Source organism: Amphritea pacifica (assembly GCF_016924145.1).
Lineage (GTDB): Bacteria > Pseudomonadota > Gammaproteobacteria > Pseudomonadales > Balneatricaceae > Amphritea > Amphritea pacifica.
The window spans coordinates 1-24,900 of sequence record NZ_JAFFZO010000051.1; the positions used below are offsets into that span (position 1 = coordinate 1).

At 52.0% G+C, this 24,900-nt stretch carries 24 protein-coding genes; 10 read left to right on the plus strand and 14 right to left on the minus strand.

Annotated elements, in window-relative coordinates:
- Positions 1-257: 257 nt before the first annotated feature.
- The gene (locus tag JW499_RS20490; protein WP_205212334.1) at positions 258-1,145 is read right to left on the minus strand and encodes a LysR family transcriptional regulator; all 888 of its coding nucleotides are present in this window, start codon (positions 1,143-1,145) and stop codon (positions 258-260) included.
- A gap of 123 nt (positions 1,146-1,268) precedes the next feature.
- On the opposite strand from JW499_RS20490, the gene JW499_RS20495 reads away from it, so the two are divergent.
- Positions 1,269-1,751, plus strand: coding sequence for a PACE efflux transporter (locus JW499_RS20495; RefSeq protein ID WP_205212335.1), 483 nt, complete (start codon positions 1,269-1,271; stop codon positions 1,749-1,751).
- 253 nt (positions 1,752-2,004) lie between these two features.
- On the opposite strand, the gene JW499_RS20500 is transcribed toward JW499_RS20495, so the two are convergent.
- The 9 genes from JW499_RS20500 to JW499_RS20540 form a co-directional block, all read right to left on the minus strand.
- Positions 2,005-3,609: an ABC-F family ATPase gene (locus tag JW499_RS20500; RefSeq protein WP_205212336.1), complete on the minus strand. Its 1,605-nt coding sequence runs from the start codon at positions 3,607-3,609 to the stop codon at positions 2,005-2,007.
- 329 nt (positions 3,610-3,938) lie between these two features.
- A complete protein-coding gene (locus tag JW499_RS20505; RefSeq protein WP_205212337.1) occupies positions 3,939-4,613 on the minus strand; it encodes a tetratricopeptide repeat protein in 675 nt (224 codons plus the stop codon).
- 102 nt (positions 4,614-4,715) lie between these two features.
- Positions 4,716-5,327 (minus strand): DNA-3-methyladenine glycosylase family protein, encoded by a 612-nt coding sequence (locus JW499_RS20510; protein ID WP_205212338.1) that lies wholly within the window; start codon positions 5,325-5,327, stop codon positions 4,716-4,718.
- A gap of 58 nt (positions 5,328-5,385) precedes the next feature.
- Positions 5,386-6,741 carry a sensor histidine kinase gene (locus tag JW499_RS22885; protein ID WP_205212339.1) on the minus strand — a complete coding sequence of 452 codons (1,356 nt, stop codon included), beginning with the start codon at positions 6,739-6,741 and terminating at the stop codon, positions 5,386-5,388.
- Complete coding sequence (locus tag JW499_RS20520) at positions 6,738-7,397, minus strand: response regulator transcription factor (RefSeq protein ID WP_091352387.1); 660 nt, start codon at positions 7,395-7,397, stop codon at positions 6,738-6,740. The genes JW499_RS22885 and JW499_RS20520 overlap by 4 nt, the downstream gene beginning before the upstream one ends.
- A complete protein-coding gene (locus JW499_RS20525) occupies positions 7,394-7,696 on the minus strand; it encodes a PepSY domain-containing protein (RefSeq protein WP_232846558.1) in 303 nt (100 codons plus the stop codon). The genes JW499_RS20520 and JW499_RS20525 overlap by 4 nt, the downstream gene beginning before the upstream one ends.
- The gene (locus JW499_RS20530) at positions 7,650-8,198 is read right to left on the minus strand and encodes a diheme cytochrome c (RefSeq protein ID WP_205212340.1); all 549 of its coding nucleotides are present in this window, start codon (positions 8,196-8,198) and stop codon (positions 7,650-7,652) included. The genes JW499_RS20525 and JW499_RS20530 overlap by 47 nt, the downstream gene beginning before the upstream one ends.
- A gap of 4 nt (positions 8,199-8,202) precedes the next feature.
- Entirely contained in the window at positions 8,203-8,586 is a 384-nt protein-coding gene (locus JW499_RS20535; RefSeq protein ID WP_205212341.1) for a DUF1924 domain-containing protein, read from the minus strand.
- A complete protein-coding gene (locus JW499_RS20540; RefSeq protein ID WP_205212342.1) occupies positions 8,579-9,193 on the minus strand; it encodes a cytochrome b/b6 domain-containing protein in 615 nt (204 codons plus the stop codon). Before JW499_RS20540 ends, JW499_RS20535 begins: the two co-directional genes overlap by 8 nt.
- Before the next feature lie 389 nt (positions 9,194-9,582).
- On the opposite strand from JW499_RS20540, the gene ilvC reads away from it, so the two are divergent.
- Together ilvC and modF are read left to right on the plus strand one after the other, a co-directional pair.
- Positions 9,583-11,058 carry a ketol-acid reductoisomerase gene (ilvC, locus tag JW499_RS20545; protein ID WP_205212343.1) on the plus strand — a complete coding sequence of 492 codons (1,476 nt, stop codon included), beginning with the start codon at positions 9,583-9,585 and terminating at the stop codon, positions 11,056-11,058.
- Between the two features lie 102 nt (positions 11,059-11,160).
- Positions 11,161-12,594, plus strand: coding sequence for a molybdate ABC transporter ATP-binding protein ModF (gene modF / locus JW499_RS20550; protein ID WP_205212344.1), 1,434 nt, complete (start codon positions 11,161-11,163; stop codon positions 12,592-12,594).
- A 139-nt stretch (positions 12,595-12,733) separates the two neighbouring features.
- Here modF and JW499_RS20555 read toward each other — a convergent pair whose 3' ends face one another.
- The 4 genes from JW499_RS20555 to JW499_RS20570 all read right to left on the minus strand — a co-directional run bounded on the left by JW499_RS20555 (position 12,734) and on the right by JW499_RS20570 (position 17,163).
- Positions 12,734-13,675 (minus strand): porin, encoded by a 942-nt coding sequence (locus tag JW499_RS20555; RefSeq protein WP_205212345.1) that lies wholly within the window; start codon positions 13,673-13,675, stop codon positions 12,734-12,736.
- A 306-nt stretch (positions 13,676-13,981) separates the two neighbouring features.
- Positions 13,982-15,523, minus strand: coding sequence for a tripartite tricarboxylate transporter permease (locus JW499_RS20560; protein WP_205212346.1), 1,542 nt, complete (start codon positions 15,521-15,523; stop codon positions 13,982-13,984).
- A gap of 4 nt (positions 15,524-15,527) precedes the next feature.
- The gene (locus JW499_RS20565; protein ID WP_205212347.1) at positions 15,528-16,001 is read right to left on the minus strand and encodes a tripartite tricarboxylate transporter TctB family protein; all 474 of its coding nucleotides are present in this window, start codon (positions 15,999-16,001) and stop codon (positions 15,528-15,530) included.
- 178 nt (positions 16,002-16,179) lie between these two features.
- A complete protein-coding gene (locus JW499_RS20570; RefSeq protein ID WP_205212348.1) occupies positions 16,180-17,163 on the minus strand; it encodes a tripartite tricarboxylate transporter substrate binding protein in 984 nt (327 codons plus the stop codon).
- Between the two features lie 259 nt (positions 17,164-17,422).
- On the opposite strand from JW499_RS20570, the gene JW499_RS20575 reads away from it, so the two are divergent.
- The 7 genes from JW499_RS20575 to JW499_RS20605 all read left to right on the plus strand — a co-directional run bounded on the left by JW499_RS20575 (position 17,423) and on the right by JW499_RS20605 (position 24,410).
- Complete coding sequence (locus JW499_RS20575; RefSeq protein WP_232846559.1) at positions 17,423-18,994, plus strand: ATP-binding protein; 1,572 nt, start codon at positions 17,423-17,425, stop codon at positions 18,992-18,994.
- Between the two features lie 16 nt (positions 18,995-19,010).
- Positions 19,011-19,697, plus strand: a complete 687-nt coding sequence (locus tag JW499_RS20580; RefSeq protein WP_205212350.1) for a response regulator — start codon at positions 19,011-19,013, stop codon at positions 19,695-19,697.
- A 101-nt stretch (positions 19,698-19,798) separates the two neighbouring features.
- A complete protein-coding gene (locus JW499_RS20585) occupies positions 19,799-20,311 on the plus strand; it encodes a DUF2937 family protein (protein ID WP_205212351.1) in 513 nt (170 codons plus the stop codon).
- 11 nt (positions 20,312-20,322) lie between these two features.
- Positions 20,323-20,529, plus strand: a complete 207-nt coding sequence (locus tag JW499_RS20590) for a VOC family protein (RefSeq protein WP_232846560.1) — start codon at positions 20,323-20,325, stop codon at positions 20,527-20,529.
- Positions 20,530-20,757: 228 nt separating this feature from the next.
- Positions 20,758-21,258, plus strand: a complete 501-nt coding sequence (locus JW499_RS20595; protein WP_205212352.1) for a putative pterin-binding protein — start codon at positions 20,758-20,760, stop codon at positions 21,256-21,258.
- Complete coding sequence (locus JW499_RS20600) at positions 21,258-23,210, plus strand: putative bifunctional diguanylate cyclase/phosphodiesterase (protein ID WP_205212353.1); 1,953 nt, start codon at positions 21,258-21,260, stop codon at positions 23,208-23,210. Before JW499_RS20595 ends, JW499_RS20600 begins: the two co-directional genes overlap by 1 nt.
- A 192-nt stretch (positions 23,211-23,402) precedes the next feature.
- Complete coding sequence (locus tag JW499_RS20605; protein ID WP_205212354.1) at positions 23,403-24,410, plus strand: MsnO8 family LLM class oxidoreductase; 1,008 nt, start codon at positions 23,403-23,405, stop codon at positions 24,408-24,410.
- Positions 24,411-24,900: the final 490 nt, after the last annotated feature.

Consider the following 24,900-nt stretch of genomic DNA (forward strand, 5'->3'; position numbering starts at 1 on the left):
ATCCGGTAGTTCGCGCAAATATCAGTGAGCCAGAGTTAGCGACTCAATCAGAGCTCGAACATAAGCGTGCATTTATTCTAAGTCAAAATCGTTTCATTGTTGACAGAGGGGAGTCCACATAAGCAAGCCGCGAAGCCGCATTCTAACCCCGGCTTTTTATGCCCTTTTCTTCGCTTTTTCGAGCAAGGAAACGAAGTTTCCGTCTAGCCACGAGCAGGATCCGAAGGCTCCGTTCTAGCCACGTCTTCGCTTTATCATTACAAAGTCAGATCCAGTTGTGACAGCTCTTCCAGCAACCAGCTACCGGCGCTGCCCAGCGAGCGGTTTTCTGCCCAGACCACGTCGACCCCCTGCAAGCTCGCCACTTTCTGATAGTCCCGTTGCAGAATAATCAGTTCGCCACTATCCAGTTTTTCCTGCACCACATTGCGGTGCAGATAGGCCCACCCCAGACCGCTGCACAACAGGTCCATAATCAGGTGAGGACTTTCTGAAAACCATACACTGGGGCTGAACATTAGCCGCTCATGACTGCGATCACTGAGGTCCACGCTACGTAACACCAGCTGCCGATAAGCACGCAGGTTTGCATGTGACACCGGCTGTTTACCAACAATGGGATGATCATGGCGGCACACTGCCACCCGCTCAGAATAACCGATGCCGCGAAATCCAAACCCCTGTGGATAGCTTTCGCGCTCCAGCATCAGGCCGATATCCGCGCGGTTAGTACGCACCAGTTCCGCGACATCGCTGCCGCCGGGGTCCAGCAGTTCCAGCTGGATATGGGGAAAGCGCTGTTCAAAGCGGTGCAGAATCGCCATGAGTGGCCGGTTGGAGATACTCTGCTCCACAGCCAGACAGAGTTCGACCTCATCACTGTGCCCCAGCGCCTGGGCATGCACGCGAAACTCATGCTGGCTGTGCAGCACCGTTCGGGCATATTCCAGCAGCGCTTCGCCGCTTTTGGTCAGTACCGGATTACGGCTGCTGCGGTCAAACAGCTCGACATTGCTGTCCAGCTCCAGGTTACTGATAGCGGTGCTGACCGCCGACTGCGCCTTTCCCAGACGCCGGGCGGCGGCCGAGAACGAGCCGGTTTCTGCCGCCATCACAAAGGCTTCTAACTGATCAATCCCGGCCATCTGAGCACCTTCAATCTATCTGATTTTCAGATAGTATCTAACTTTTATCTATCTAAATAAACCCTAGAATGGCCTCCATCATTTAAGCACTGTCAGCCGACAGGGATTTAGTAAGGAGTCATCATGAATCAGCCAATTATTACCCGTACACCTCTGGACCGTCTGCGCCACACGCTGATGTTTGAAGCGCTGTTGCTGACCCTGCTGGCGCCGATGATGTCACTGATGCTGAATCGTGACATTGTTGATGTGGGGATGCTATCCGTGGTGATCAGTATCAAAGCGATGCTGATCAACCCTATCTTTAACTACTTTTTTGACCGCTTCGATGTCCGTCGGGGCAGGGTTCCAACCGAGCGAAAACTGCTGGGCCGGATTATTCATGCGATGGGGATGGAAGTAACGCTGACCGCAACATCCCTGCCACTGATTGTCTGGTGGCTGGATGTCACCTTTATGCAGGCACTGGTGGTCGATATGGTGATGATTTTCGCAGTGATGACCTATACCCTGATATTTAACTGGGGCTATGACCGGTTGTTTCCGGTGGCTCAACCCGCCGCGTCACTGCCTCTGTCTGAGAGAGCACTGTCGGTAGAGCACTGAAACACCTCTGGTGCTGTGCTTTGGATAACCGGGGGGGGGTAGCATCAATGAATATTTACCACAGAGAACACAGGGCGATAAACCATCGCGGCAAGATGCCGCTCCTACAAATCTATTCCACACCGTAGGAGCCCCTTTCAGGGGCGATAAATCCATCGCGGCAAGATGCCGCTCCTACAAATTTATTCCACACGTAGGAGCCCCTTCCAGGGGCGATAAACCATCGCGGCAAATTAGCTAATCACGCTGCTATTCAGGCGACCCGGGCAGCCTTGGTCTGGTTATCCAGATACTCATCAAAGGTGCCGGGGAAGTGGATCACTTTGTGGTCTTTAATCTCAATAATATTGTCCGCCAGCGAAGAGACAAAGGCACGGTCATGGCTGACAAAGATCAGTGTGCCATCAAAGCCTTCCAGGGCGATGTTCAGTGCTTCAATCGCTTCCATATCCATATGGTTGGTGGGCTCGTCCATGATCAGCACGTTGATATCCATCATCATCAGCTTACCGAACAGCAGACGGTTTTTCTCACCACCGGAGCAGACCCGGGCCTTCTTGTTAAAATCATCCGCAGTAAACAGCAAGCGTCCCAGCATCGCGCGGACTTTAAGATCATCATGTTTCGGCGTACGCCACTGTGACATCCACTCGAACAGCGTCAGATCGCAGTTAAAGTCCGCAGAGCTATCCTGAGGGCAGTAGCCAATAGACGCATTTTCTGACCACTTCACGGTGCCCTCTCTGGCCTGTAACTCATTCATCAGACAGCGCAGGAAGGTGGTTTTACCGGCACCATTCTCGCCGATCACCGCCAGCTTTGCGCCCGCTTCGAGAATCAGGTTGCCACCGGAGAACAGCAGTTCATCATCAAACCCATGCCCCATCTCCTCCAGAATCAGCGCCTGACGGTGCAGTTTTTTATCCTGTTTGTAAGTAATAGAGGGGAACTGACGACTGGAGGTTTTAACCTCGTCCAGCTCAATTTTTTCCAGCCTCTTCGCCCGGGAACTGGCCTGTTTCGCCTTGGAAGCGTTAGCGGAAAAACGGTTAACAAATGCCTGCAGATCCTCCATCTCAGCACTTTTCTTGGCGTTCGAAGATAACAGCTGTTCACGGATCAGCGCAGAGGCCTCCAGATAATAATCATAGTTACCGGGATAGATTCGCAGCTCACCATAATCGATATCCGCCATATGGGTGCAGACCGCATTGAGGAAGTGACGGTCGTGGGAGATGATGATCATGGTGCTCTTGCGTTGGTTGAGCACATTCTCCAGCCAACTGATGGTGTGGATATCGAGGTTGTTGGTGGGCTCGTCCAGCAGCAGAATATCGGGATTGGCAAACAGTGCCTGCGCCAGCAACACCCGCAGCTTCCAGCCCGGGGCAACCTGACTCATCAGGCCAAAATGAAACTCTTCTGCAATACCGGCTTCCAGCAGGATATCGCCCGCACGACTCTCGGCGCTGTAACCATCCATCTCGGCAAACTCCACCTCAAGGTGGGCGACCTTCATGCCGTCCTCTTCCGACATCTCTGGCAGAGAGTAGATCCGCTCGCGCTCCTGTTTTACCTTCCACAGCTCCGCATCCCCCATAATCACCGCGTCAATAACAGTGTACTCTTCAAAAGCAAACTGGTTCTGACTGAGAATACCCAGCTTCTCACCCGGCGTCATAGAAACATTACCCGCTGTTGGCGTCAGCTCACCGCTGAGGATCTTCATAAAGGTGGATTTACCACAGCCGTTGGCGCCGATCAAACCGTAACGATTACCGTTGCCGAATTTAGCGGAGATATTTTCAAACAGCGGCTCAGCGCCAAACTGCATGGTGATGTTCGCAGAGGAGATCAAAGGAGTCAGTCCTGAAAAGAGTGTTCTGGAAAGAATGTACTGAAAGAGAATCCGGAAAAAGAGCCCTGAAAAGTACAGGTTACACAGCGTAAAACCGGTGCTGTTAAAAGTGCGGCAACTTTAAAGAGTTAAGGCCCCAATGTCGAGAGGTAACTGTACATTTATTGAACAAAAATGATGTTTATGAAAATCAGATCCGGGGTATAAACCTCTGTCGCGTAACACCAAACGCCTGAGGGCCTTTCCCTCTCTCTGTCCTCAGTGGCTTGCTATCAATTCACCGCAGAGGACAGGGACAAAGAACAGGGCGGTAGATAACGACTGTTTAATCAGGGCAGATCTGCCAGCATCTTCGCAGCAGACTGCCCTACCTGGGTATCGGCACCCAGATCTACAGCGGTTTTCAGCGCGGTGCGGGCCTTTTCAGTATCGCCCATCTGATTGCTGACAAACCCCAGGGTCAGCCAGATTCGCTGATTGGATGGATCGATAATTGATCCCTCATCCAACATTTTGAGGGCTTCATCCGAGCGGCCGATATAGTGCAGGGTCAGCCCCAGGTTGTTGTAGGTGGCGGCATTTTCGGGGTCAAACGACAACAGTTTTTCATACAGTTTGGCGGCCTGCTGATAGTCCTGTTTGGCAAACATCTCATTGGCCATGCGGGAGATCTCCACCGGATCCTGCAGCACGCTCAGATCGGATGCTGCGCCAACACTATTGCCGCCCATGCCTGAACCGCCCATAGCACTGCCCCCCATAGCAGCAGAGCCCATCGCTGAGGGAGTGCGCCCCTGTGCACCGCCCGCTTTACCCGTTAGCAGATCACCGGAGAGCGTCTGCCCGGCCACGGGCCAGTCCAGATTGGGTTTAGTGGCCGCTGATTGCGGCGCTGATAGGTAATACTGCCGGGTGAAGCCAAACACAACCAGACCAAAGATGATCTGAAAGGCGATGATGGTGAGCCAGAACTTAACACTATGAGCGTTTTGACTATCAGTCATACAGATTCCTCAACAATTAAACATAATGCCGCCACTGAAAAAGAGTACGACTCATTAATCGACCACGCAGACAGCAATAAATTCCGGATCAATGACAACGGATTACACCGGTGCACCCCGGTAATAGTGCCAGAGAAACAGTGAGCCGGCGCTGCGATAGGGTGCCCAGTGCTCTATCAGATCCCGCGCCTGCCTGGGCGTCGGTTTTTGCACCAGGCGTTTTAAGCGTCCCAAAGCCACCAGCAATGCCAGATCATCGGCGGGAAAAATATCCTGCCGTTGCAGCGAAAACATCAGGTAGATCTCAGCACTCCAGCGACCAAAGCCCCGCAACGAAGAGATCACTCTGATCGCCTCATCATCAGGCAGATGGGGCAGCGTCTCTAGATCCAGGGTTTTATCGACAACGGCACCGGCCAGCCCGTTGGCATATTCAATCTTACGCCAGGACATTCCGGCGTCCCGCAACGCCTGATCATCCACCGCCAACAGCCGCTCAGCGCTAACCTCGGCCAACAGTGTTTCAACCCGTCCCCGAATTGCCGCAGCCGCCTCGGTAGACACCTGCTGACCGATAATAATCGCCAGCAGTGCGGCAAAACCTGACGCTCTTTGTCGGGGTGCCGGAGCGCCTGTCTGCGGCAGTGCGCGGGCAATATCGTCATCAACACGGGCCAGTTGCTGCAATGCCTGATCAATAAAAGCCTGATCCATCCGCACTCCTTAAAAACCACCATAACCATCTGCAGACACGATGATCCAGATCAGCCGTTCAACGCAACGGCAGTTCGATTGTCACCCGGATACCATGGGGCTCACGGTTTTCCAGTGTCAGCCGGCCCTGATAACTTTCGATAATATCGTTACAGATCGACAGCCCTAATCCAGCCCCCTCCTGCCGCTCATCGAGACGCTGACCGCGTTGCAACAGGTGTTCGATACTCTCCTGTGGCAACCCTTTACCGTCATCCAGCACCCTTATCACTGCCAGCTCGTCAGTCACCTGTGCCGTTAAGTACACCTCACTCAGGCCATATTTGCAGGCGTTATCGAGCAGGTTTCCGATCAGCTCAAGCATATCATCACGATCCTGCGGCAGACTGCCGGCCGCTGACAGATCCGCTTCAATGCGGATCGCCGGGTATAACTTACTCAGTATATTGATCAGCGGAGGCAGATCGACCGCCAGATTAGTCTGCCGCCCTGGCGATGATACGCCGACTATCCGGGCCCGTTTCAGTTCACGCTGAATCAGCCACTGAATATCATCCAGCAAGGCTTTGATATCCGCGCCAAACTCGGTGACCGATTCATCCTGCAGCTGCTGCAAACGTTGCAACGGACGCTTGATCTCATGGGCCAGATTTCCCAGAGAGTTACGGGTGCGGCTGACCCGCTGTTTTAACTGTTGCAGCAGCTGATCAATATCATCCGCCAGGGGCGCCAGTTCCTGCGGTACGCTGCTCAGATCGGGCTTATCCTCTGCGTAACGGAACGACTGGATCTTCTCCCGAACCGAATCCAGATAGCGGAAGTTGCGGGTCAGAATCCACTGCTGCATAAAAAACAGCGAAATCGCACCACCGGCCAGTACCAGCAGCGCCCAGAATGAGTATCGCCATTTCAGGGCATCCAGCGGTGAGCTGTCTTCGATAATGGTCAGCGTAAAGGGGGTATCGTTTTTATTGAACCCCAGTTGCCAGACCAGCCAGTGCTGACCATCAGCACCGGGCATCTCGAAACTGTTTTCCTCCCCCTTGGCAAGCGTGGCAAATTGCGCCGGATAATCCCACAAAGAGCGACTTCTGATCTCTATATCTGGCCCGGTTATCATATAGTAATGCCCGGAAAGCGCACGCTGATAGACGGTGCTTGTGCCGCGGGGACCCACGTCCCATGTCTGATTATCAGGCTGCAACTGCAACGCGGCAATAATCGATTCGGCATCATGTTTAAGGCGGGAAAGAATATATTCGTGGGAGATCTGACCAATGCCCCAGTTCACCACCATCAGCAGCGCCCCCATCGTCAGGCACAGGGCGACAATCAGACTACGACTGAGTTGCCGGCGAATCGACATTCTCGCCATGGCAGGGGCTTTAAACGGTTTATTCAGATCACTGTTCACTCGCCTATCCGATACCCTTTGCCCCACTGGGTCTTTATAAAGTCTTTACCAAAATAGTTACGCAGCCGGTTTACATAGACCTCGATCACATTACTGTCTTTGATCTGCTCCTCTTCATAAACCTGCTCACTCAGATAGCTTTTCGAGTGCACCTTATCGGGATACATCATAAAGTGCCGCAGCAACCGAAAATCGGTGGATGTCAGGGTGATCACCCGGCCATCCTGGGCAATCGCCTGCTGCTCAGCCAGCAGCAACCGGACCCCCTTCCATTCCAGTACATTATCGGCTTTACCCACCGTACGTCTGACCACGGCCTGCAGACGGGCGATCACCTCATCTGCATGAAACGGTTTTCCCAGATAATCGTCGGCACCGGCATTCAACCCATCGACCCGTTCATGCCAGGCATCCCGGGCAGTGAGAATAATCACCGGCACATGATTGCCCTTTTGGCGCCAGTGTCTGAGCACCTCCAGCCCCGGAATCTCCGGTAGGCCAAGATCGAGTATAACCGCATCAAACTGCTCCTCATCACCGAGAAACTGTCCATCGGTGCCATTATGTGCCATCTCGACAACATAACCGGCCTTCTGCAGACTGCGCTTCAGAGCCTCAGCCTGTTCCAGATCATCTTCGACCAGTAAGATTCTCAATCGTCGCGTTCCTCTTTTAACACCGACCCGCTCGCCGCATCGATATGAAACTCGCGCACCTCACCATCGGCGCGCAACACCTCAACTTCATAGACGATACTGTCATCTTCCTGCTCGATCTCCAGATCGAGCAGGCGACCATCAAGGCGGGACTTATTGGCGGCCATAATATCGACAAAGGACATAATTCTGCCTTCGGCCACCCACTCCCGCACCTGTGCATCACTGATATCAGAACCGGCACAGGCCTGGTTAATCATCCCAACGGCCATAACCAGGAATGCGAACCGAATCTTCATCGAAGTCTCCACTTTCTGCGCGCTGATGGCACGCATTACAGTTGCTGAAACTACCTACTTCCGCATTACCGCTGACCATACGCTCAGGCACCTCATCGTGTTTACGCACGAAGTATGGTAACTCTGTAATCCGTAAAGGCGCATCGCCCTTAACCCTTTTTAACATTCCACGACCCGGTTTACCCGCATTATCCGTCAGATAAGCGCTGATCATCGCAGCGGCTTCATCCGACACTTCAGCATTTTCACCAAAGTGATCATCCAGCGTCGTCATTATAGTGCTCCAGCTTTCCGCTGGCAGCAAACCCGCAGGATAAGCGACATGACAGGCACCGCACTCCTCCCGGTAGACAACAGCTTCTGCAGTTGTCGCGTTACCGGCACTGTAGGTGCCAGACGCATTGCTAACGCCAGTGAGTCCCAACCCCCATGCGGCAACGATAAAGCTGCCTGCCACACCGTAACGGATATATCCCGCCATTTTCTTCATTGCTGGTTTCATACGTTTATTGCCCCCTGATCCATACTAAGAAATCACCCTTTTCCTGCGCAGTACACTCACGGTTGAGCGTCCACTTACAGTTTCTTAAAAACCACTTATCGATCTTCTGGCTATCGGTAAACCGTTTTGGGTTTACTGATGGCGCCATCGGTTTGATCGCTTTGCCGGTTTTCGCGTGTTTGCCCACACCGGTTGGATCGGCACCGTGACACTGAGTGCAGCTTCGACCATCGTTATCTGAGTTCCACAGCGCCTGTCCGGCATCAGCACTGAATGTTGTGGCCCCCGCAGCCCGGTATTGATCGAGCTTCTGATCAATAACACCGGCGTTTGCTGTGATTGCCAGACTGGCAATCAGGCCTGCCAGCAGCCATCTTTTTTTAGACATGATTTTCTCCTTTAACAGTCTCAACCTTTGATTTTTTTGCGCCGATCACTTTGACACCGGTCACCATGGCGCGAATCAGGTTTTCCCGATGCAGCAGGCTGCTGACGACCACACCCGCAAGATGAATAAATACCAGCGCCAGAGTGCCGTTGGCACAAATCTCATGCAGCTCCTTCACCAGATCCTCATTAAATGAGGCCACAAAGGTTCCTGCCAGCGGTCCGATATTATCGGTCGCAATCAGAGCCATGCCGAAGAAGCAGGTCAGTGCCAGCATCAGCAACAGCGCAACCACCATGATCCCGCCAGCCGGATTATGGCCAACATAGTGTTCCGCGTTGCCGGTTAGCAGCGACTTCAGGTAACTAACCACTTTCTCTTTGCCGGTTACAAAATTTGTGAAGCGCGCGTATTTGGGGCCAATAATGCCCCACAGCAGGCGGAACAGAATCAGAGCGCTGATCCCATACCCCATATAGAAGTGCACCGTTTCGAAATCACCTTCCGTCAGATAGGCGACCGTAAAAAACAGTGCCAGCGACCAGTGAAAGACCCTGACAAGGGGGTCCCAGACCTTTACTACCTGTTGTGAATCGTGCGTTGACATCTTAAAGCCTCCTCATACCGTTCATATCCATGACCGATCTCTATAGTGGCCATATTAATGACAAGTTCTTAAAAGAAGCTTAAAAAGCCATAGCAGTTCAGAGGTTTTTATAAAAAAGCGGCTGAAACCCAATCGGTATCAGTTTTGCGGATTAAGTACTGCCCCGGGCATATTTCATATTTTGCAATACTGTGATGTATATATATCAATATACGCAAGACGTCTTTTTATATAGAGTAGCGCTATTAAACTTCAGCGGGTGTCTCTGTATAATATTGCCCTGCCTGAATTTGAGCCTCGCCGGTAACCCTGTTCCCGCCTGGTAAAATGAACAGAATTTACAGTCGTGCCGACCGGGCTGCGACTTAATCAAACGGAACTATCAGAATATGTCTAATAACTACTTCAACACGCTGCCACTGCGTGAGCAACTGGAACAACTGGGCAAATGCCGCTTCATGTCTATCGACGAATTCAGCGATGGCGTTGAAGCCCTCAAAGGCAAGAAGATGGTTGTTATCGGCTGTGGCGCTCAGGGTCTGAACCAGGGCCTTAACCTGCGTGACAGTGGCCTGGATGTCTCTTACGCACTGCGTGCTGAAGCGATCGCAGAAAAGCGTCAGTCCTGGAAAAACGCGACTGAAAACGGTTTTGTTGTCGGTACCTATGAAGAACTGATCCCGACGGCTGACGTTGTACTGAACCTGACACCTGATAAGCAGCACACCTCCGTTGTTAACGCGGTTATGCCCTTGATGAAAGAAGGCGCTTGCCTGTCTTACTCTCACGGTTTCAACATCGTTGAAGAGGGTATGAAGATCCGTGAAGACCTGACCGTTATCATGGTTGCACCTAAGTGCCCGGGCTCTGAAGTACGTGCTGAATATGTACGTGGTTTCGGTGTTCCAACCCTGATCGCAGTTCACGAAGATAACGATCCTAAAGGCGAAGGCCTGGCTCTGGCGAAAGCCTATGCTGTCGGTACCGGCGGTCACAAAGCGGGCGTACTGATGTCCTCTTTCATCGCCGAAGTTAAATCCGACCTGATGGGTGAGCAGACTATCCTGTGCGGTATGCTGCAAACCGGTTCTCTGCTGTGCTTCGACAAGATGGTTGAAGAGGGTATCGATCCAGGTTACGCATCCAAGCTGATTCAGTACGGCTGGGAAACGATCACCGAAGCGCTGAAATACGGCGGCGTAACCAACATGCTGGACCGTCTGTCTAACCCGGCTAAGATCAAGGCATACGACCTGTCTGAAGAGCTGAAGCAGATCATGCGTCCGCTGTACAACAAGCACCAGGATGACATCATCGACGGCACCTTCTCCCGCACGATGATGGAAGACTGGGCGAACGATGACAAAAACCTGCTGGGCTGGCGTGCAGAGACCGCTGAAACGGCCTTCGAAAAAACCCCGGCTGGCGATGTGGAGATCTCCGAGCAGGAGTACTTCGATAAGGGTATCCTGATGGTTGCTATGGTTAAAGCGGGCGTTGAGCTGGCATTCGAAACCATGACCGCTGCCGGCATCATCGCTGACTCTGCCTACTATGAGTCACTGCATGAAACTCCGCTGATCGCAAACACCATCGCTCGTAAGAAGCTGTATGAGATGAACGCGACTATCTCTGATACGGCTGAGTACGGTTGCTACCTGTACAACCACGCGTGTCTGCCACTGCTGGCTGACTTCATGAAGGACATCAAAACCGACGTCATCGGTAAGGGTCTGGAGCTGGAAGATACCGGCGTCGACAACGCCCGCCTGATCGAAGTGAACACTGCTCTGCGTTCACACCCGGTTGAAGCGATCGGTGCGGTACTGCGTGGCCACATGGCTGACATGAAGAAGATCGTTTAATTACGATCTCACCTGAGCGCTATGCACAGGTAACGGAAGGCCGGGACTGATCTCCTGGCCTTTTTTTTGTTCAAACACTATTGATGCTGATTCCGGATACTTATGAATATACGCCTCAACAACCTGACGGTTAACTTTGATGATCGCTTTCAACTGGATGAGATCAACTGGCAACTGGACGACTCCCAGCATTGGGTTATCACCGGTGCTAACGGTTCAGGTAAATCAGCATTAGCTGCCGTACTTGCAGGCGCTGGAGACACACTCAGCGGTACTCTCGCAGGTCTCCCTGCAAAGGTCGGACTGGTCTCTTTTGAAGCCCAGGCTGAACTGATCGAGCGGGAACGTAAGAAAGATGACGCCGATATTATCGACGTTATCTCCGAGGGTACACCGGTCAGGGAGATCCTCTGTGAAGGGGGGCGTAATCCTGAGCTGATCAGCCAACTGGTAACGATGTTCAAACTGGACTCGCTACTGGACCGTGCCTTCCGCAAACTCTCTACCGGAGAATCCCGTAAAGTGATGCTGATCCGGGCACTGGCCAGCGAACCTGATCTGTTGGTGCTGGACGAACCCTTTGATGGCCTCGATGCAGATACCCTGAAGATGCTGCAGCAGTATCTTGCTGGCCTGGTGGAGACCGTGCCGATGGTGTTGGTGCTGAACCGCTTTGATGAGTTTCCCGACTTTATCACCCATATCGCCTATGTGGATCATGGCCGGTTGCAGCATCAGATCGACCGTCACGATAGCAAAGCCTATAACGAGCTGTATCAACTGCTGCACCTGAAAACCACTGATCTGGAAGTACCGGGTGCGGATCCGGAAACTGCGATTCCCAGGCTCGATCCGACGCAACCTCTTGTTCGGCTCAACAAGATCAATATCACCTACGATGGCCACCGTATTATCGACTCACTGGACTGGACCATCGAACGCAATCAGCACTGGCAGCTAAGCGGCCCCAACGGCAGTGGTAAAACCGGTCTGCTGTCACTGATCACCGGCGATCATCCCCAGTGTTACGTCAACGATATATTTGTGTTTGGTTTTCAGCGGGGTAACGGCGAGAGCATCTGGCAGATTAAACAGTTTATCGGATATGTCTCCACTGCCCTGCAGTGGGAATATAAGGTCGGCACCGGGCTGAGAAATGTCATTATCTCCGGGTTCTACGACAGTATCGGCCTGTATACCAAAGCGTCCGACCGGCAGAAAAAGATCGCCGACGAGTGGCTGGCCCTGCTGGGCATGTCTGACCGGGCGGATACGCCGTTTAACAAACTCTCTTACGGTGATCAGCGTCTGTTACTGATCGCCCGGGCGATGGTCAAACATCCACCTCTGCTGATTCTGGATGAACCCTGTCTGGGGCTGGATGATATGAATCGCCAGTTGGTTCTGGCACTGATCGAAAAGATCTGCGCCGGTAGCGAAACCTCAGTGCTCTATGTCAACCACCACGCTGAAGACAGGATCAAAGGGATCGATAACTACCTGAAACTGGAAAAGCGGGAACCCGCAGCCGGTTAATCGCTGCGTTACAGGCCTGCAGATAAGAAAACCCGGCATCACTGCCGGGCTTGCTCTGCGCTGATGAGCGGTACAGTGTGCGATAAAATCGCCCGAAGGGGAGGACAATCAGACGCAATCACAATACCACCGCAGAGAATCAGAAGACGATACGCATACCCACCAGATAACCTGGATCGGTATTATCAGCATCGGTATCACCGATCTCTCCGAATACACTCACCGCTTTCTGCTCAGGGAACTTGTAGGTAGCGTTGGCGTACCAACCTGTCACATCATCACCCGCATCTTCATCGCGGTTCTGAACTCCCACCGCAACCGTAGTCGTCTCGGCTACAGGGAAAGATGCCACCAGGTTGTACACATCAGCGGTATCTTCCATTGAACCGTAATCCGCCCCAAACCTGGCAAAGCCTGCATCAAAAGTGACGCCTACGCCCCAGGAAGAGACGGAATCTGAACCCATCTCCTGATAGTTCTGATACGCCGCCATCAGCCCCACATTTCCCAGGTCGGTTGAGACAAACAGATCAGTGGATTTAGTACCATCGCTGTCCGCATTACCTTCCGCTTTAAGATCAGTAGAGACCGACACAAACAGATTATCAAACTGTGCATCGACACGGATAACATCATCGCCAGCATCATCGTTGAGGTCAAAAATATCATCCTCAACTACGGTCTCATACGCCTTTTCAACGCTGAATTCATCGGTGGAATAGTTTTGCTTACCGACACGCAAAGCAATATTGTCAAACTTAAGTCCCAGATAGGCCTCTTCCAGCTTACCGCCATCCTGGGAGTCAGCACTTTGATCGTTGGCGCGTTTGTCAAAACTATAATCCAGCTGTGCAAACGCGCTCATCCCCTCATTAAGGCCATAGGTCACCCGGTTTTTCAGTTCCAGATCGTCAAACTCCAGATCCTGATCCTGGTTATCACCGATCTTCTGGCGTAACTGAACCTGCAGATCCCCTTTCAGGTCATATTTCAGGCCGTTGCCTTCGTAGATGGTGGCTGCCTGAACGGAACCAGCCAGCATAGCGGCTGAAATTGCAGTAGTCAGTGCTACTCTCTTCATCGTCTTCTCCACATCATTGATGGATTGCTTTTATATTTTTGGTTCAGGTTTTCAGGGTTCCTGAAGCCCATTGGTGCTCAGTCATCGCTACCCTCGAACAGCCATTCAGACACCTCAGACTGATGCGAGCGTTAACGTTTGAGACACTTTAAAGAGAGATAAAGACCATTTAAAGTTATTGAAAATAAAGGGTTTATTATTCATATACCGCATTAAGTTCGTTTTGTTCACGGCACCCGACAGGCATAAAAAAACCCTGGCAATGGCCAGGGTTTGTGATATTTACAGCGGTCGGTAAAAACCGGTTCAGCCCTCTCCTTCATTCACGGCAACTTCGGCTCCCCGGGTACGATTTCGATTGCGCAACAGATCCAGCAGCGGCGGTACAACCAATACAATCACTGCAATCGAAATAATTGCCAGCGTCAGCGGACGCTCCCAGAGAAACGCCAGACTGCCGTCAGAGATCACCAGTGCCCGGCTCAGATTGGTCTCCATCAGTCCTCCGAGAATATAGCCCAGCAACATCGGTGCCATCGGGAATTCCAGCAGCTTAAGGAAGATCGCAATCACCGTAATGACCACCATCATCTGGATATCGAAGGTGTTAAAGCTAACCAGATAAACCCCGGTGATGGAGAAAAACAGAATCATCGGAATCAGAATCGGCCGTGGAATCACCAATAACTTTGAGATATACGGAATCAGTGGCAGGTTCAGAATCAGCAACACCAGGTTGCCAAAATACATTGAGATAATCACCGACCAGAACACATCCGGATGATCCAGAAACAACCGCGGACCGGGCTGAATACCATAGGCAATCAGCGCCCCCAGCATAATCGCGGTCGTGCCTGAACCGGGTATCCCCAGTGTCAGCAGTGGTACAAATGAACCGGTAGAGGCCGCATTGTTAGCCGACTCCGGTGCTGCCAGTCCCCGCAGTGAGCCCTTACCAAACTTCAGCTTTTCTTTAGCCGATGCCAGGTTACGCTCCAGACCGTAGGCCAGAAACGATGCAATTGTCGCGCCGGCTCCCGGCAATACCCCTACCAGAAAACCAAATACCGAAGAGCGCCCAATCGTCGGGGCAACCTCTTTAATCTCCTCTTTGCTGAGTTTCATGCTACCCAGCTTGCTCATATCAACCTGCTCTTCCTCTTCCCGGTGCTCGCCTTTCAGTACGGTCATCACCACTTCCGTCAGCGCGAAAGTCGCCATCGCCAGTAACAGAAAGCTGACACCGTCGATCAGGTCGATACTGCCGAAAGTAAAGCGGGTTGCACCCGAGGTTGTATCAGTACCGACCGTCGCAATCATCAGGCCAAACACCGTCATCAGCAGGGCTTTCAAAACCTGCCCCTTACCCGAAAACGCCGCCACCGCGGTCAGCCCAAGAATCATCAGGGCAAAATAGTCGGTCGACTGAAAGCTGAGGGATACTTTCGCCAGTGCCGGGGCCGCAAACAATAAAGCCAGTGCACCGACAGTACCACCGGTAAATGATGAGTAGGCAGCCAGCGCCAGCGCCTTACCTGCCTGATTCTGTTGTGCCAGTGGGTAACCATCAAAAGCTGTTACTACGGTACTGGCGCAACCTGGAGCATTGATCAGAATCGATGACGTTGAACCACCGAATACCGCACCGTAGTACACCCCCGCCATCAGAATGATTCCGGAAGATGGATCAAGACCGTAGGTGATCGGAATCATCAGCGCTACCGCTGAGATAGGCCCCAGGCCCGGCAACATGCCGATAAAGGTGCCGGCAAAACACCCCACCACCACCATCAACAGATTAAAGGGCATCACCGCAGTGCTCAGCCCGGTAAAGATTCCGTCTAACATGGCATTATCCTCCAAACAGTTGAACGAACAGTTGCCCCGGCGCCAGATAGATATCCAGCAGTTTGGCGAGGATAAACCAGATCCCCACCGCAAAAGGTACGGACACCATCAGCAGCATTTTGATACGACGTTCGCCCAGCAACCAGAAACCAGCGATAAGGAATAACACGGTGGCGAGCAGAAAACCGATCCATTCGAGTGCCAGTCCGAAGATCACTATCAACACCAGCAGTTTCGCTACCAGGGCAAAATCATAGTTGTTTAACCGCAAACGTTTTTCAGCTTTTCTCTCTGCTGTCAGCAACAGTGCAAGGGAGATAAGACCGCCTAAAATAGCCAGTGCATACGGCACCGTACGGGCATGAAAGGGTTCAAACTCATCGCCCGGCAACAAAGGAATATCGCCGGCATAGAAACCGTAGAAAGCCGATAACAGGAGAAACCCCATTCCGCCAATATGGTCTTTGGTAATAATCATGTAACGCTCCCGGACAGAGGGCTATCTGTCGGATATAACAAAAAACTCAGGGCCGGACGCTTAACCTATACTAAGCGCAGTCGATTCAGGCCCGGAGAAAATAAACACACTCAGGTGAAACAGCACAGCAATAGAGCATCAGGCTGATTGACTGCAATCAGCCTGACAATACAAAGACCTACTTAAGGAAACCCAGCTCACGCATCAGATCACCCACCTCTTTTTCCTGCTGTTCCAGAAAGGCAATAAACTGATCGTCAGGCTTAAAGATCTCTACCCAACCATTACGGGCACGCACGGCTTCCCATTCAGGTGTCTGGTACATCTTATTCAGAGTGTCAACGAACTCAGCTTTCTCAGTATCGCTGATACCCGGAGCGGCAAAAAAGCCACGCCAGTTAACAAAGCTTGCGTCATAACCCAGCTCTTTCAGTGTAGGCACGTCCGGTGCTGCGGCGTTGCGCTCATCGCCGGTCATGACCAGAATCCGGACTTCACCCGACTCCGCCAGCGCCAGAGCCTCACTGAATCCGGTAGACAGGATTGAGGTTTCACCAGACAGCAGACCCGCCATCGCTTTACCACCGGCATCGTAGGCAACATAACGTACCTGACGGGCATCGCCACCGGCGGCTTTAAAGGCCATCGCCGCCACCAGATGATCCATGCTGCCCCGGGCAGAACCGCCACCAATCTTAATCGAGCGAGGGTTCTCGCTAAATTCAGCAACAACATCTTTAAAGCTGTTGTACTTTGAATCGTTCTTCACTACGAAGGCTCCGAAATCACCAATAGTCGCCGCAACCGGCGTCAGATCACGAAAAGACTGTGGGAATACTTTTGACAGTGAACGAATCACGATCGGTGTCGAATTCACCATCAGTGTGTCATGATTCTGATCGGCCGTTTCAATCAGATGAGCAATCGCTTTACCACCGCCACCACCGGACATATTCTCGTAGGAGATACTGTCGACCAGGCCCGCTTTGCTCAGTGCTTCGCCGGTACCACGTGCAGTACCATCCCAGCCACCACCAGCGCCACCTGGAATCAGAAAGTGTATACTCTCCACCGCCGCCACATGCAGAGAGGCGCCGGCTGTCAGACAGCCAGTCAGCATAGCAGCGATCAGGGTTTTCTTATTTACAGTTTTACAAAACATTCGGACTTCCTCGTACAGAGTTCTGGTTCTTATTGTTATATGCACATTAGTTTTCCGAAGCTTTTTATGAAAGCTTATGAATTTAAAGGCTTTTTAAAACATAAAATTCATTTTGTTCATAAAGTTTACGAGTCAACCGGGTGCAGATTGATTACTATCTGCACAGACGTTATCAAACTAACTAAACTAAAAGCAGCGACTCAGAAAATCCGCAAAGAGAGTACAGATGAGGCTTCTCCAGCTAAAACTGAAACAGCGAATGATCCTGATTCTGGGGGTCATGGCACTGATTCAGACCGGCTTTATCGGTCTGTTTGCACTGCACTACCTGGAACGTTCGCTGGATGAACAGATCGGTCAGCGGGCGCTGGATGTCGCTAAAACCATCGCCGCCATGCCTCAGGTTATTGAATCGGTAGAGCAACGGGACAGCCATTACCTGCAACCATTAAGCCTCGCGCTGGCAAACACCACCCGTGCCCGCTTTGTGGTTATAGGCGACAGTAATGGTATCCGTCTGGCCCACCCTAAAGTAGAAAAGATCGGCCACTCAATGGCCGACGATGACGGTGATACCGGTTATCCCGCCCTGGTAGAGGGGCATGGCTATATCTCTAAAGCCGTTGGTTCTCTGGGCTGGTCGATGCGGGGCAAAGCCCCGGTAATCAGTGCCGATGGCAGTATTTCCGGATTAATCTCGGTGGGTTATGGCCTCGACCGGGTTACTGAGATCATTAACCGGTATCGGGTCACGCTGATTCTGGTCATTCTCTGCTCCTTTATCCTCAGCGCCGCGATAGCGGTCTGGTTTGCCCATCATTTCAAGAAAGCGATCTTCGGTCTGGAACCGGAGCAGATTGCCCACCTGTTTGACGAACAGCGGGCCACCCTGGAGTCGGTCCGTGAAGGCATCATCGCGATCGACAGCACTGGCGAAATCACCACCATCAATCAGACAGCCATTGAAACCCTGGGCTTACCCAAACACTGCAAGCTGCTCGGCCGTAAGGTAGATGAGGTGCTGCCCGACAGTTCAATGCTGGAAGTATTGCAGACCGGCGAACCCCAGTTTGATAGTGAAGTCTGGCGCGGGGATCACTGCATTATCGCCAACCGGTTGCCGCTGAAACAGGGCGAACAGATCACCGGCGTCGTCTCCAGTTTCCGCCGCAAGGATGAACTGGATATGATCAGCCAGCAACTGACCCGGATTCAGCAGTATGCCGATACGCTGCGCAGTCAGGCCCACGAATACTCCAATAAACTGCACACCATCGCCGGACTGATCCAGATTGGAGCCACCGAGCAGGCGCTACAGTTGATTGGCCAGGAATCTCAAAGCCATCAGGCGCTGATCAAGCTGCTGATGAAAGCGGCGCCTGATCCGGTACTGGCCGGCTGTCTGCTGGGCAAATATAACCGTGCACGGGAGATGGGACTCGCCCTGGTTATCGACCCGGAAAGCGAGATGACCAAGCTGCCAGATAAGCTTCCCCGCGAGCAACTGGTGAGTATTATCGGCAATCTGATCGACAACGCACTGGAAGCTACCCTGAACCATCAAGGCAGCGACGGTAAAGTGCATCTGTCGATGACAGATCTGGGTAATGATCTGATCTTTGAGATCGAGGATCAGGGGGCGGGTATTCCACCTCAGCAACAGGACAGAATCTTTGAAAAAGGTTTCAGCAGTAAAAACCGGGATGGTCATGGCTACGGCCTGCATCTGGTCAAAAACCTGCTGGATAAACTTCATGGCACTCTAACTATAGAGAGCGGGCCTGCGGAGGGTAGCCGCTTTACCGTGTATATTCCCAAAAATAAAAATTAATTCGGGTTTAGCTAAAATGATAAAAGTTGTTATCGCCGAAGATGATCCACAGATCGCAGAGATCCAGCGGCGTTTTCTCGAACGGATTGAGGGCTTTGAACTGGCCGGTATAGCGCACCGTCTGGAAGAGGCCAAAGATCTGATAGAGATACTGAGTCCCGATCTGCTGCTACTGGATATTCAGTTTCCCAACGGCACCGGTTTCGACCTGTTACGCAAGCTACGCGCGGATAACAGTAGCATCGACGTGATCATGATCACCGCTGCTAAAGAGGTTAATACCCTGCGCGAAGCACTGCACGGTGGGGTGTTTGATTACATTCTCAAACCGCTGGTATTTGAACGGTTACAGGAAACCCTGCAACACTACCAGCAGCATCTGCAAAAGCTGCACAACCTTGACACCCTGGCCCAGAGTGATGTGGATAAAGTTATGCCACGTAACAGCCCTGCGGAGATCTCACCTGCCGAAATCACCAGACTACCGAAAGGGATTGACGCGATTACACTGGATAATATCAGCCGGGTGTTCAGTCAGCACGACACTGCGCTGAACGCTGAAGAGGTGGGCGAGATTATCGGCGCCAGCCGCACCACTGCCCGCCGCTACCTGGAATATCTGGTCAGCCTCGGTAAGTTAAATACCGAAGTCAGTTATGGAAGTGTGGGTCGCCCGGAAAGACGGTATCAGAGAAGTGACTAGAAAAAAACCTGGTGCGGATAGGCCTCCCGCCCACACCGGGTTTTTACTAAGATCCCTGGTGCGGTATATTAACTGACCAGACCTCCTCAGGAAGCACTCCGTTGATTGGCAGACTATTCGATAAACTGACCTTTGGCGTCACACTGTTGCTGGCGTTACAGGTGCCGCAGCTGGCCGACCATTATCAGCAGTTTCTGGCGGGCATGTACGCATCAACACAGTGGCAGGTTGAAGGTTATGAGGCCACCGCAAAAGCGTTTGGTTACCCCGATGTCCGCTCGATGATTAAACAGCACCAGCACAACAGTGAACCCAGTGTCAGAGCAGATGCCCGGCAAAAGCTGGCCACCCTTGATCAGTATGCTGAACTAAAACTGGGTATAGCGGTGTTTGCCAATGGCAACCTGCTGCATAAAACCCTCTATATGTTTACCCCCTCCCGTTACTCCTATCTCGAGAAAACCCTGGATAACTTTGAGCCGGGCCTGCCACTCACCTCTGAGGGAATTGTTTTTGGTGTTATTGCCGGGTTGCTGCTCAACCTTATGTTGACACAACCCTGCGCTTTTCTGGCCCGGCGGCTGAGACGCAGAAGAGCACCCGACACAGTTTAAGAGGATCCTGTATGCAGGCAGAGCGATTAGACCATCTGGTACTGGCTGTCAGAGATATCAATACCACCATTAAGTGTTATACCTCCGTGCTGGGAATGAAGAAGGTCATCTTTGGCGATGGCCCTGTCCCGCAGACCTTTGGCAATCAGAAAATCGAAGCGACGCTACGGGACCGATCCTCTCTGCCTACTTCTGAGACCCTGACGATAACCTTATAGAGGTGTCGAACTATACCGGACGGCAATAAGGCTCAAATACACAAAATGGGTAATACATAACGCTCCCCCCCCTGACATATACGTGCACTGTCTGTAAATTATGACAGATAAACGGTCATGGAGAGACGCTGAGTCATCCTGAAGGCCCAGAGGTTATGATAACCGCTGATAAACAGCCGTTCAGACCAGTTGATTCTTTTCATTTACAGATTAAAAAAGGTTCTCTCCATGACAAAGTGGACTCTTGCGCTACTGGCTTATTGGGCGGTGTCACTCAGCGTAATAGCTGCTCCCCTGCCCCAACCCTCCGGACCGGTCATACTATCCATCAGCGGCAAGATTGAAAATACTCAGGATGGCCAGACAGCTGCTCTGGATCTGGCGCTGTTGCAGTCTCTGGAGAGTGATACCTTCAGGCTGAAAACCCGCTGGTCAGATAGCATTCACAGTTATCACGGTCCGCTGCTTTCTGCAGTACTGAGGTACGTCGGTGCACAGGGAAACCATATCAGGCTCACCGCTCTGAATGACTATAGTGTCGAATTTGAGCGGCAGTATATGGACAAATATGAGCCTATCCTGGCCTGGAGTGAGGATGGAGAGCAACTCTCGGTCCGTGAAAAAGGGCCTCTGTGGTTAATGTTACCGCACCACAAATTTCATGAGCTCAACAGTGAAGTCAATACCGGCAGAATGATCTGGCAACTTAGCAAAATTGAGATCTACTGATGGGACAGAGATTGACCCATACCGCTAAACAAGCCCCGCGCAAGCGCGCCTTGCTGATCACCATTGTGCTGATCTTTTTTATCAGCGCGGCGATGAGTCTTTTCCAGCTGCGCCAGTCGATCTCTCTCCTCGATGAGAACTATGGCACCAGCGTGTTCTCAATGTTTCAGTTAAAACTTGAGCTACGCCGTTTTAACGACGCACTAGCGCTGTACCAGGTGGCACCTGATAATGTACATCTCCAACAGGTAAAAACACGTTACGATCTCCTCTGGAGCCGTTTTCCGGTGCTGCTTGAAGGGGTTGATGGAGAACAGATCACCAAAATAGATCACGCAAAAGCCACGTTGAGCCAAGCCTTTAATACCGTCAAGTCACTCGAACACGACGTCTTCAAAAAGCTCGCCACCGAGCCCGAACACAGCCTTCAGATACAGCAAACACTGGAGCCTCAGATTGCAGAGATTGACGCACTGGCACTGCAAAACTACTATCAGACGAATACCCTTTTCAACCGTAGCGAGAGTCAGGTTATCGATCTGCAACAACAGCTAATTCTGCTGATGTGCGGTCTGATACTGTCCGGTAGCCTGCTATTAGTGATGATTATCAGGGAGAACAGACTCAACCGTTATCAGGCCAAGCATGACAGTCTGACCGGAATTCCTAACCGCGCTTTTCTACAAAATGAGATCACCCGGTACTGTCGAAAAAAGCAACCGTTCGCCCTGCATCTGATCGACCTCAACGGCTTCAAAGATGTCAATGACACACTGGGGCATCACGTTGGCGATGCCCTGTTAGAAGCAGTCTCCCACCGTCTGACCAGTGGAATTGATAAGCGCTATGGTTGTCTCACTTGTCGTCTGGGTGGCGATGAGTTTGCCATTATCCAGCCAAGGCTCATCAGCAGTGACAGCCTGGGCATAATCACTGGAAAAGTTATTCAGCTGTTTGAAAAACGCTTTCAGATCGACCAGCACACCTGTTTCATTGGCGCCAGTATCGGCAGCGTTATCTTTCCGGAACATGGTATTGATGTCGGCAGTCTGCTCACCCGGGCGGATATCGCTATGTATAAGGCCAAAGACCGGGCCACACACTCAAGTCAGATGTTATTTGACTTTGATATGGATGCGCAGATCCATCGTCGACAACAGCTGCAAAGAGATCTGCGGATAGCACTTGAGCGCAGCAAACTGCACCTGGTGTATCAACCGATAGTCTCTTTGCAGACGCAACAAGTGGTCTGTCTGGAAACCCTGCTGCGCTGGAATCATGAGACCTATGGTGCAATACCACCACTGGAAATCATCAGCATCGCCGAAAAATATTCACTGGCAAACACCCTCGGCTGCTGGATTATTGATGAAGCCTGCCGCCAGATCGACGAATGGCGAAACTCAGGGTTTCAGCCACTGCCGGTCGCCGTGAATATTTCTCCATCGATGCATCAGCTTGATCTGGCAGCCATTATTAACCAGTCGCTGAAACAGCACAATCTGCCCCAGGGGCTTATCCGCATCGAGGTCACTGAAGATACTGGCATGCAGATACTGAAAGAGACACAGGACCTGTTGCCCGGTCTGGCGCGACACAATATCAGTGTTGCTCTGGATGATTTTGGCACCGGACTGTCATCTCTCAGCCATCTGCAGCAGCTACCGATACAGACGCTCAAGATCGACCGAAGCTTTATCAGCAAGATCGGCGAGGATCAGGTCAGCCGTCGTTTAGTCCACAACATAATCGGTATCGGTCATGATCTGGGCATGCAGGTGGTCGCAGAAGGGATCGAAGATGAGACCGAAGTCAGCCTGCTCGCCACTTATCAATGCGATTATGGCCAGGGCTATCTTTTCAGCAAACCCCTGGCACCCAGCCTAATCCCCGAGTGTTGCCGAAAAATTGCAATGACTGCAAACCATTCGGCAGTGACCGAAACCTGCTAAGCACCTGACTGAGCAACAGCCGAAATCCGATAGAGAAACTGTCGCAGCGCGCTCTGCAGGTGATTCAGCCCGGCACGATCTGCGATTCATCCAAAGACCGGGATCCGCCCCTATAGCGGCACAATACAGAGCCGCTGCCATTGAACTCTCCGGCCATAGTAGTTAACATATTAATAAACTCAGGAGATAAAAATGAGCATCAAACTGTCAGTGGTGGATCAATCCCCGGTACAGGGTTCCCACCCAGCGATCGAAGCGCCACAGCTAACTATTGAGCTGGCAAAAATCTGCGATGAGCTGGGCTATTACCGTTACTGGGTGGCGGAACATCACGACAGCATCCACTTTGCCAACCCCTGCCCGGAGATCATAGCCACGGCGATTGCCAGTGTCACCAAAAACATCCGGATCGGCAGTGGTGGCGTCATGCTCAGCCATTACAGCCCGTTAAAAGTGGCCGAGTGTTTCAAGATGTTAGCAACCCTGTTCCCCGACCGCATCGATCTGGGTATTGGCCGGGCACCCGGCGGCACCGGCCTTACCTCTCAGGCACTGGCATTCCCCCTTCAGCCTCATCATGGTGATCTTTATGCCGATCAGGCACTGCTGCTGAAAGGTTTTATGCAGGGTAATCTGCCGCAAAACACCCCATTCGGCCTGATTAACGTCCTGCCTGACGCCAGCCCACAAGCAGAGTTATGGATGCTCGGTTCCAGCGGAGGCAGCGCCGGGTTAGCGGGACAGCTGGGGTATAACATCGCCCTGGCCCGCTTTATCGATCCGGATAACTGCCACCCATCAATCTTCACCGAATACCTGGAGCAATGGAAACGGGCAGAACATCCCGGCACGCCAAACAGGATGCTGGCGATCGCCTGTATCTGTGCAGATACCGAAGCAGAAGCAAAACTGCGGGCGGGTACCGCGGTATATCGTAAACTGGCCGCGCAACTGGGAATCCGTGAAGCCTTCCTGACGCCATCTGAGGTACAGGATCGCTATCGTTCCCTCCCTGCTGCCCATCAGGCAGCCTATAATCATATCCTCAACGGCTACACCGTGGGCACTCCTGAGCAGTGCGCCGAAGAGATCCAGCAACTGGCTAAAGCGTTTGATTGTGACGAGATCGCCACGGTTGCGGTAACCCATAGTCAGGCAGACCGGATCGATAGCTATACACGGCTGATACAGGGCTTTTAGTTGCAAGTTATCCAACACCGCTGGCAACTGCTTACCAGAAATAGAACAGACTCAAACAGCTGTTATCAGCCTCTGAACAACATCCTCTCTTAACTAACGGAGATTGATCAGCCTGCTCGCTGGCAGAAAGACTGAACCCGAACCAGGTTGCTTTCATAGTCATTACCCAAAATGGGTAATGGCTGCAGGGATTGACTTGTTAATGGACCGCGCTTTTGTGAATATGCATACCGTTGGTCGGGCCGAACAAAGCCCGCTTTGCGAACTCCATCATCGTCCCCCCGGCAGTGTTGGATTTTTTCGTAGTGCCCGACTGACATTACTTCCTTACAAGCTGTCGCCAGAACGTCACTGCGTGACTTGCTAGTGTAGTGTTGCATTCTGTTTAGAGCTTAAGCGACTGTTGGCACGAATAACTTTTTCCAGAATGTCTCGGGCACTTTTAGTCCAAATAAATGGCTTCGGATTGCTGTTATGATGGGCAATGTAT

Coding starts and splice junctions, on each gene's coding strand:
- JW499_RS20490 (WP_205212334.1), bottom strand. CDS start 1,145: ATGGCCGGGATTGATCAGTTAGAAGCCTTTGTGATGGCGGCAGAAACC.
- JW499_RS20495 (WP_205212335.1), top strand. CDS start 1,269: ATGAATCAGCCAATTATTACCCGTACACCTCTGGACCGTCTGCGCCAC.
- JW499_RS20505 (WP_205212337.1), bottom strand. CDS start 4,613: ATGACTGATAGTCAAAACGCTCATAGTGTTAAGTTCTGGCTCACCATC.
- JW499_RS20510 (WP_205212338.1), bottom strand. CDS start 5,327: ATGGATCAGGCTTTTATTGATCAGGCATTGCAGCAACTGGCCCGTGTT.
- JW499_RS20525 (WP_232846558.1), bottom strand. CDS start 7,696: ATGAAGATTCGGTTCGCATTCCTGGTTATGGCCGTTGGGATGATTAAC.
- JW499_RS20530 (WP_205212340.1), bottom strand. CDS start 8,198: ATGAAACCAGCAATGAAGAAAATGGCGGGATATATCCGTTACGGTGTG.
- JW499_RS20535 (WP_205212341.1), bottom strand. CDS start 8,586: ATGTCTAAAAAAAGATGGCTGCTGGCAGGCCTGATTGCCAGTCTGGCA.
- JW499_RS20540 (WP_205212342.1), bottom strand. CDS start 9,193: ATGTCAACGCACGATTCACAACAGGTAGTAAAGGTCTGGGACCCCCTT.
- ilvC (WP_205212343.1), top strand. CDS start 9,583: ATGTCTAATAACTACTTCAACACGCTGCCACTGCGTGAGCAACTGGAA.
- modF (WP_205212344.1), top strand. CDS start 11,161: ATGAATATACGCCTCAACAACCTGACGGTTAACTTTGATGATCGCTTT.
- JW499_RS20555 (WP_205212345.1), bottom strand. CDS start 13,675: ATGAAGAGAGTAGCACTGACTACTGCAATTTCAGCCGCTATGCTGGCT.
- JW499_RS20560 (WP_205212346.1), bottom strand. CDS start 15,523: ATGTTAGACGGAATCTTTACCGGGCTGAGCACTGCGGTGATGCCCTTT.
- JW499_RS20565 (WP_205212347.1), bottom strand. CDS start 16,001: ATGATTATTACCAAAGACCATATTGGCGGAATGGGGTTTCTCCTGTTA.
- JW499_RS20570 (WP_205212348.1), bottom strand. CDS start 17,163: ATGTTTTGTAAAACTGTAAATAAGAAAACCCTGATCGCTGCTATGCTG.
- JW499_RS20575 (WP_232846559.1), top strand. CDS start 17,423: ATGATCCTGATTCTGGGGGTCATGGCACTGATTCAGACCGGCTTTATC.
- JW499_RS20580 (WP_205212350.1), top strand. CDS start 19,011: ATGATAAAAGTTGTTATCGCCGAAGATGATCCACAGATCGCAGAGATC.
- JW499_RS20590 (WP_232846560.1), top strand. CDS start 20,323: ATGCAGGCAGAGCGATTAGACCATCTGGTACTGGCTGTCAGAGATATC.
- JW499_RS20595 (WP_205212352.1), top strand. CDS start 20,758: ATGACAAAGTGGACTCTTGCGCTACTGGCTTATTGGGCGGTGTCACTC.
- JW499_RS20600 (WP_205212353.1), top strand. CDS start 21,258: ATGGGACAGAGATTGACCCATACCGCTAAACAAGCCCCGCGCAAGCGC.
- JW499_RS20605 (WP_205212354.1), top strand. CDS start 23,403: ATGAGCATCAAACTGTCAGTGGTGGATCAATCCCCGGTACAGGGTTCC.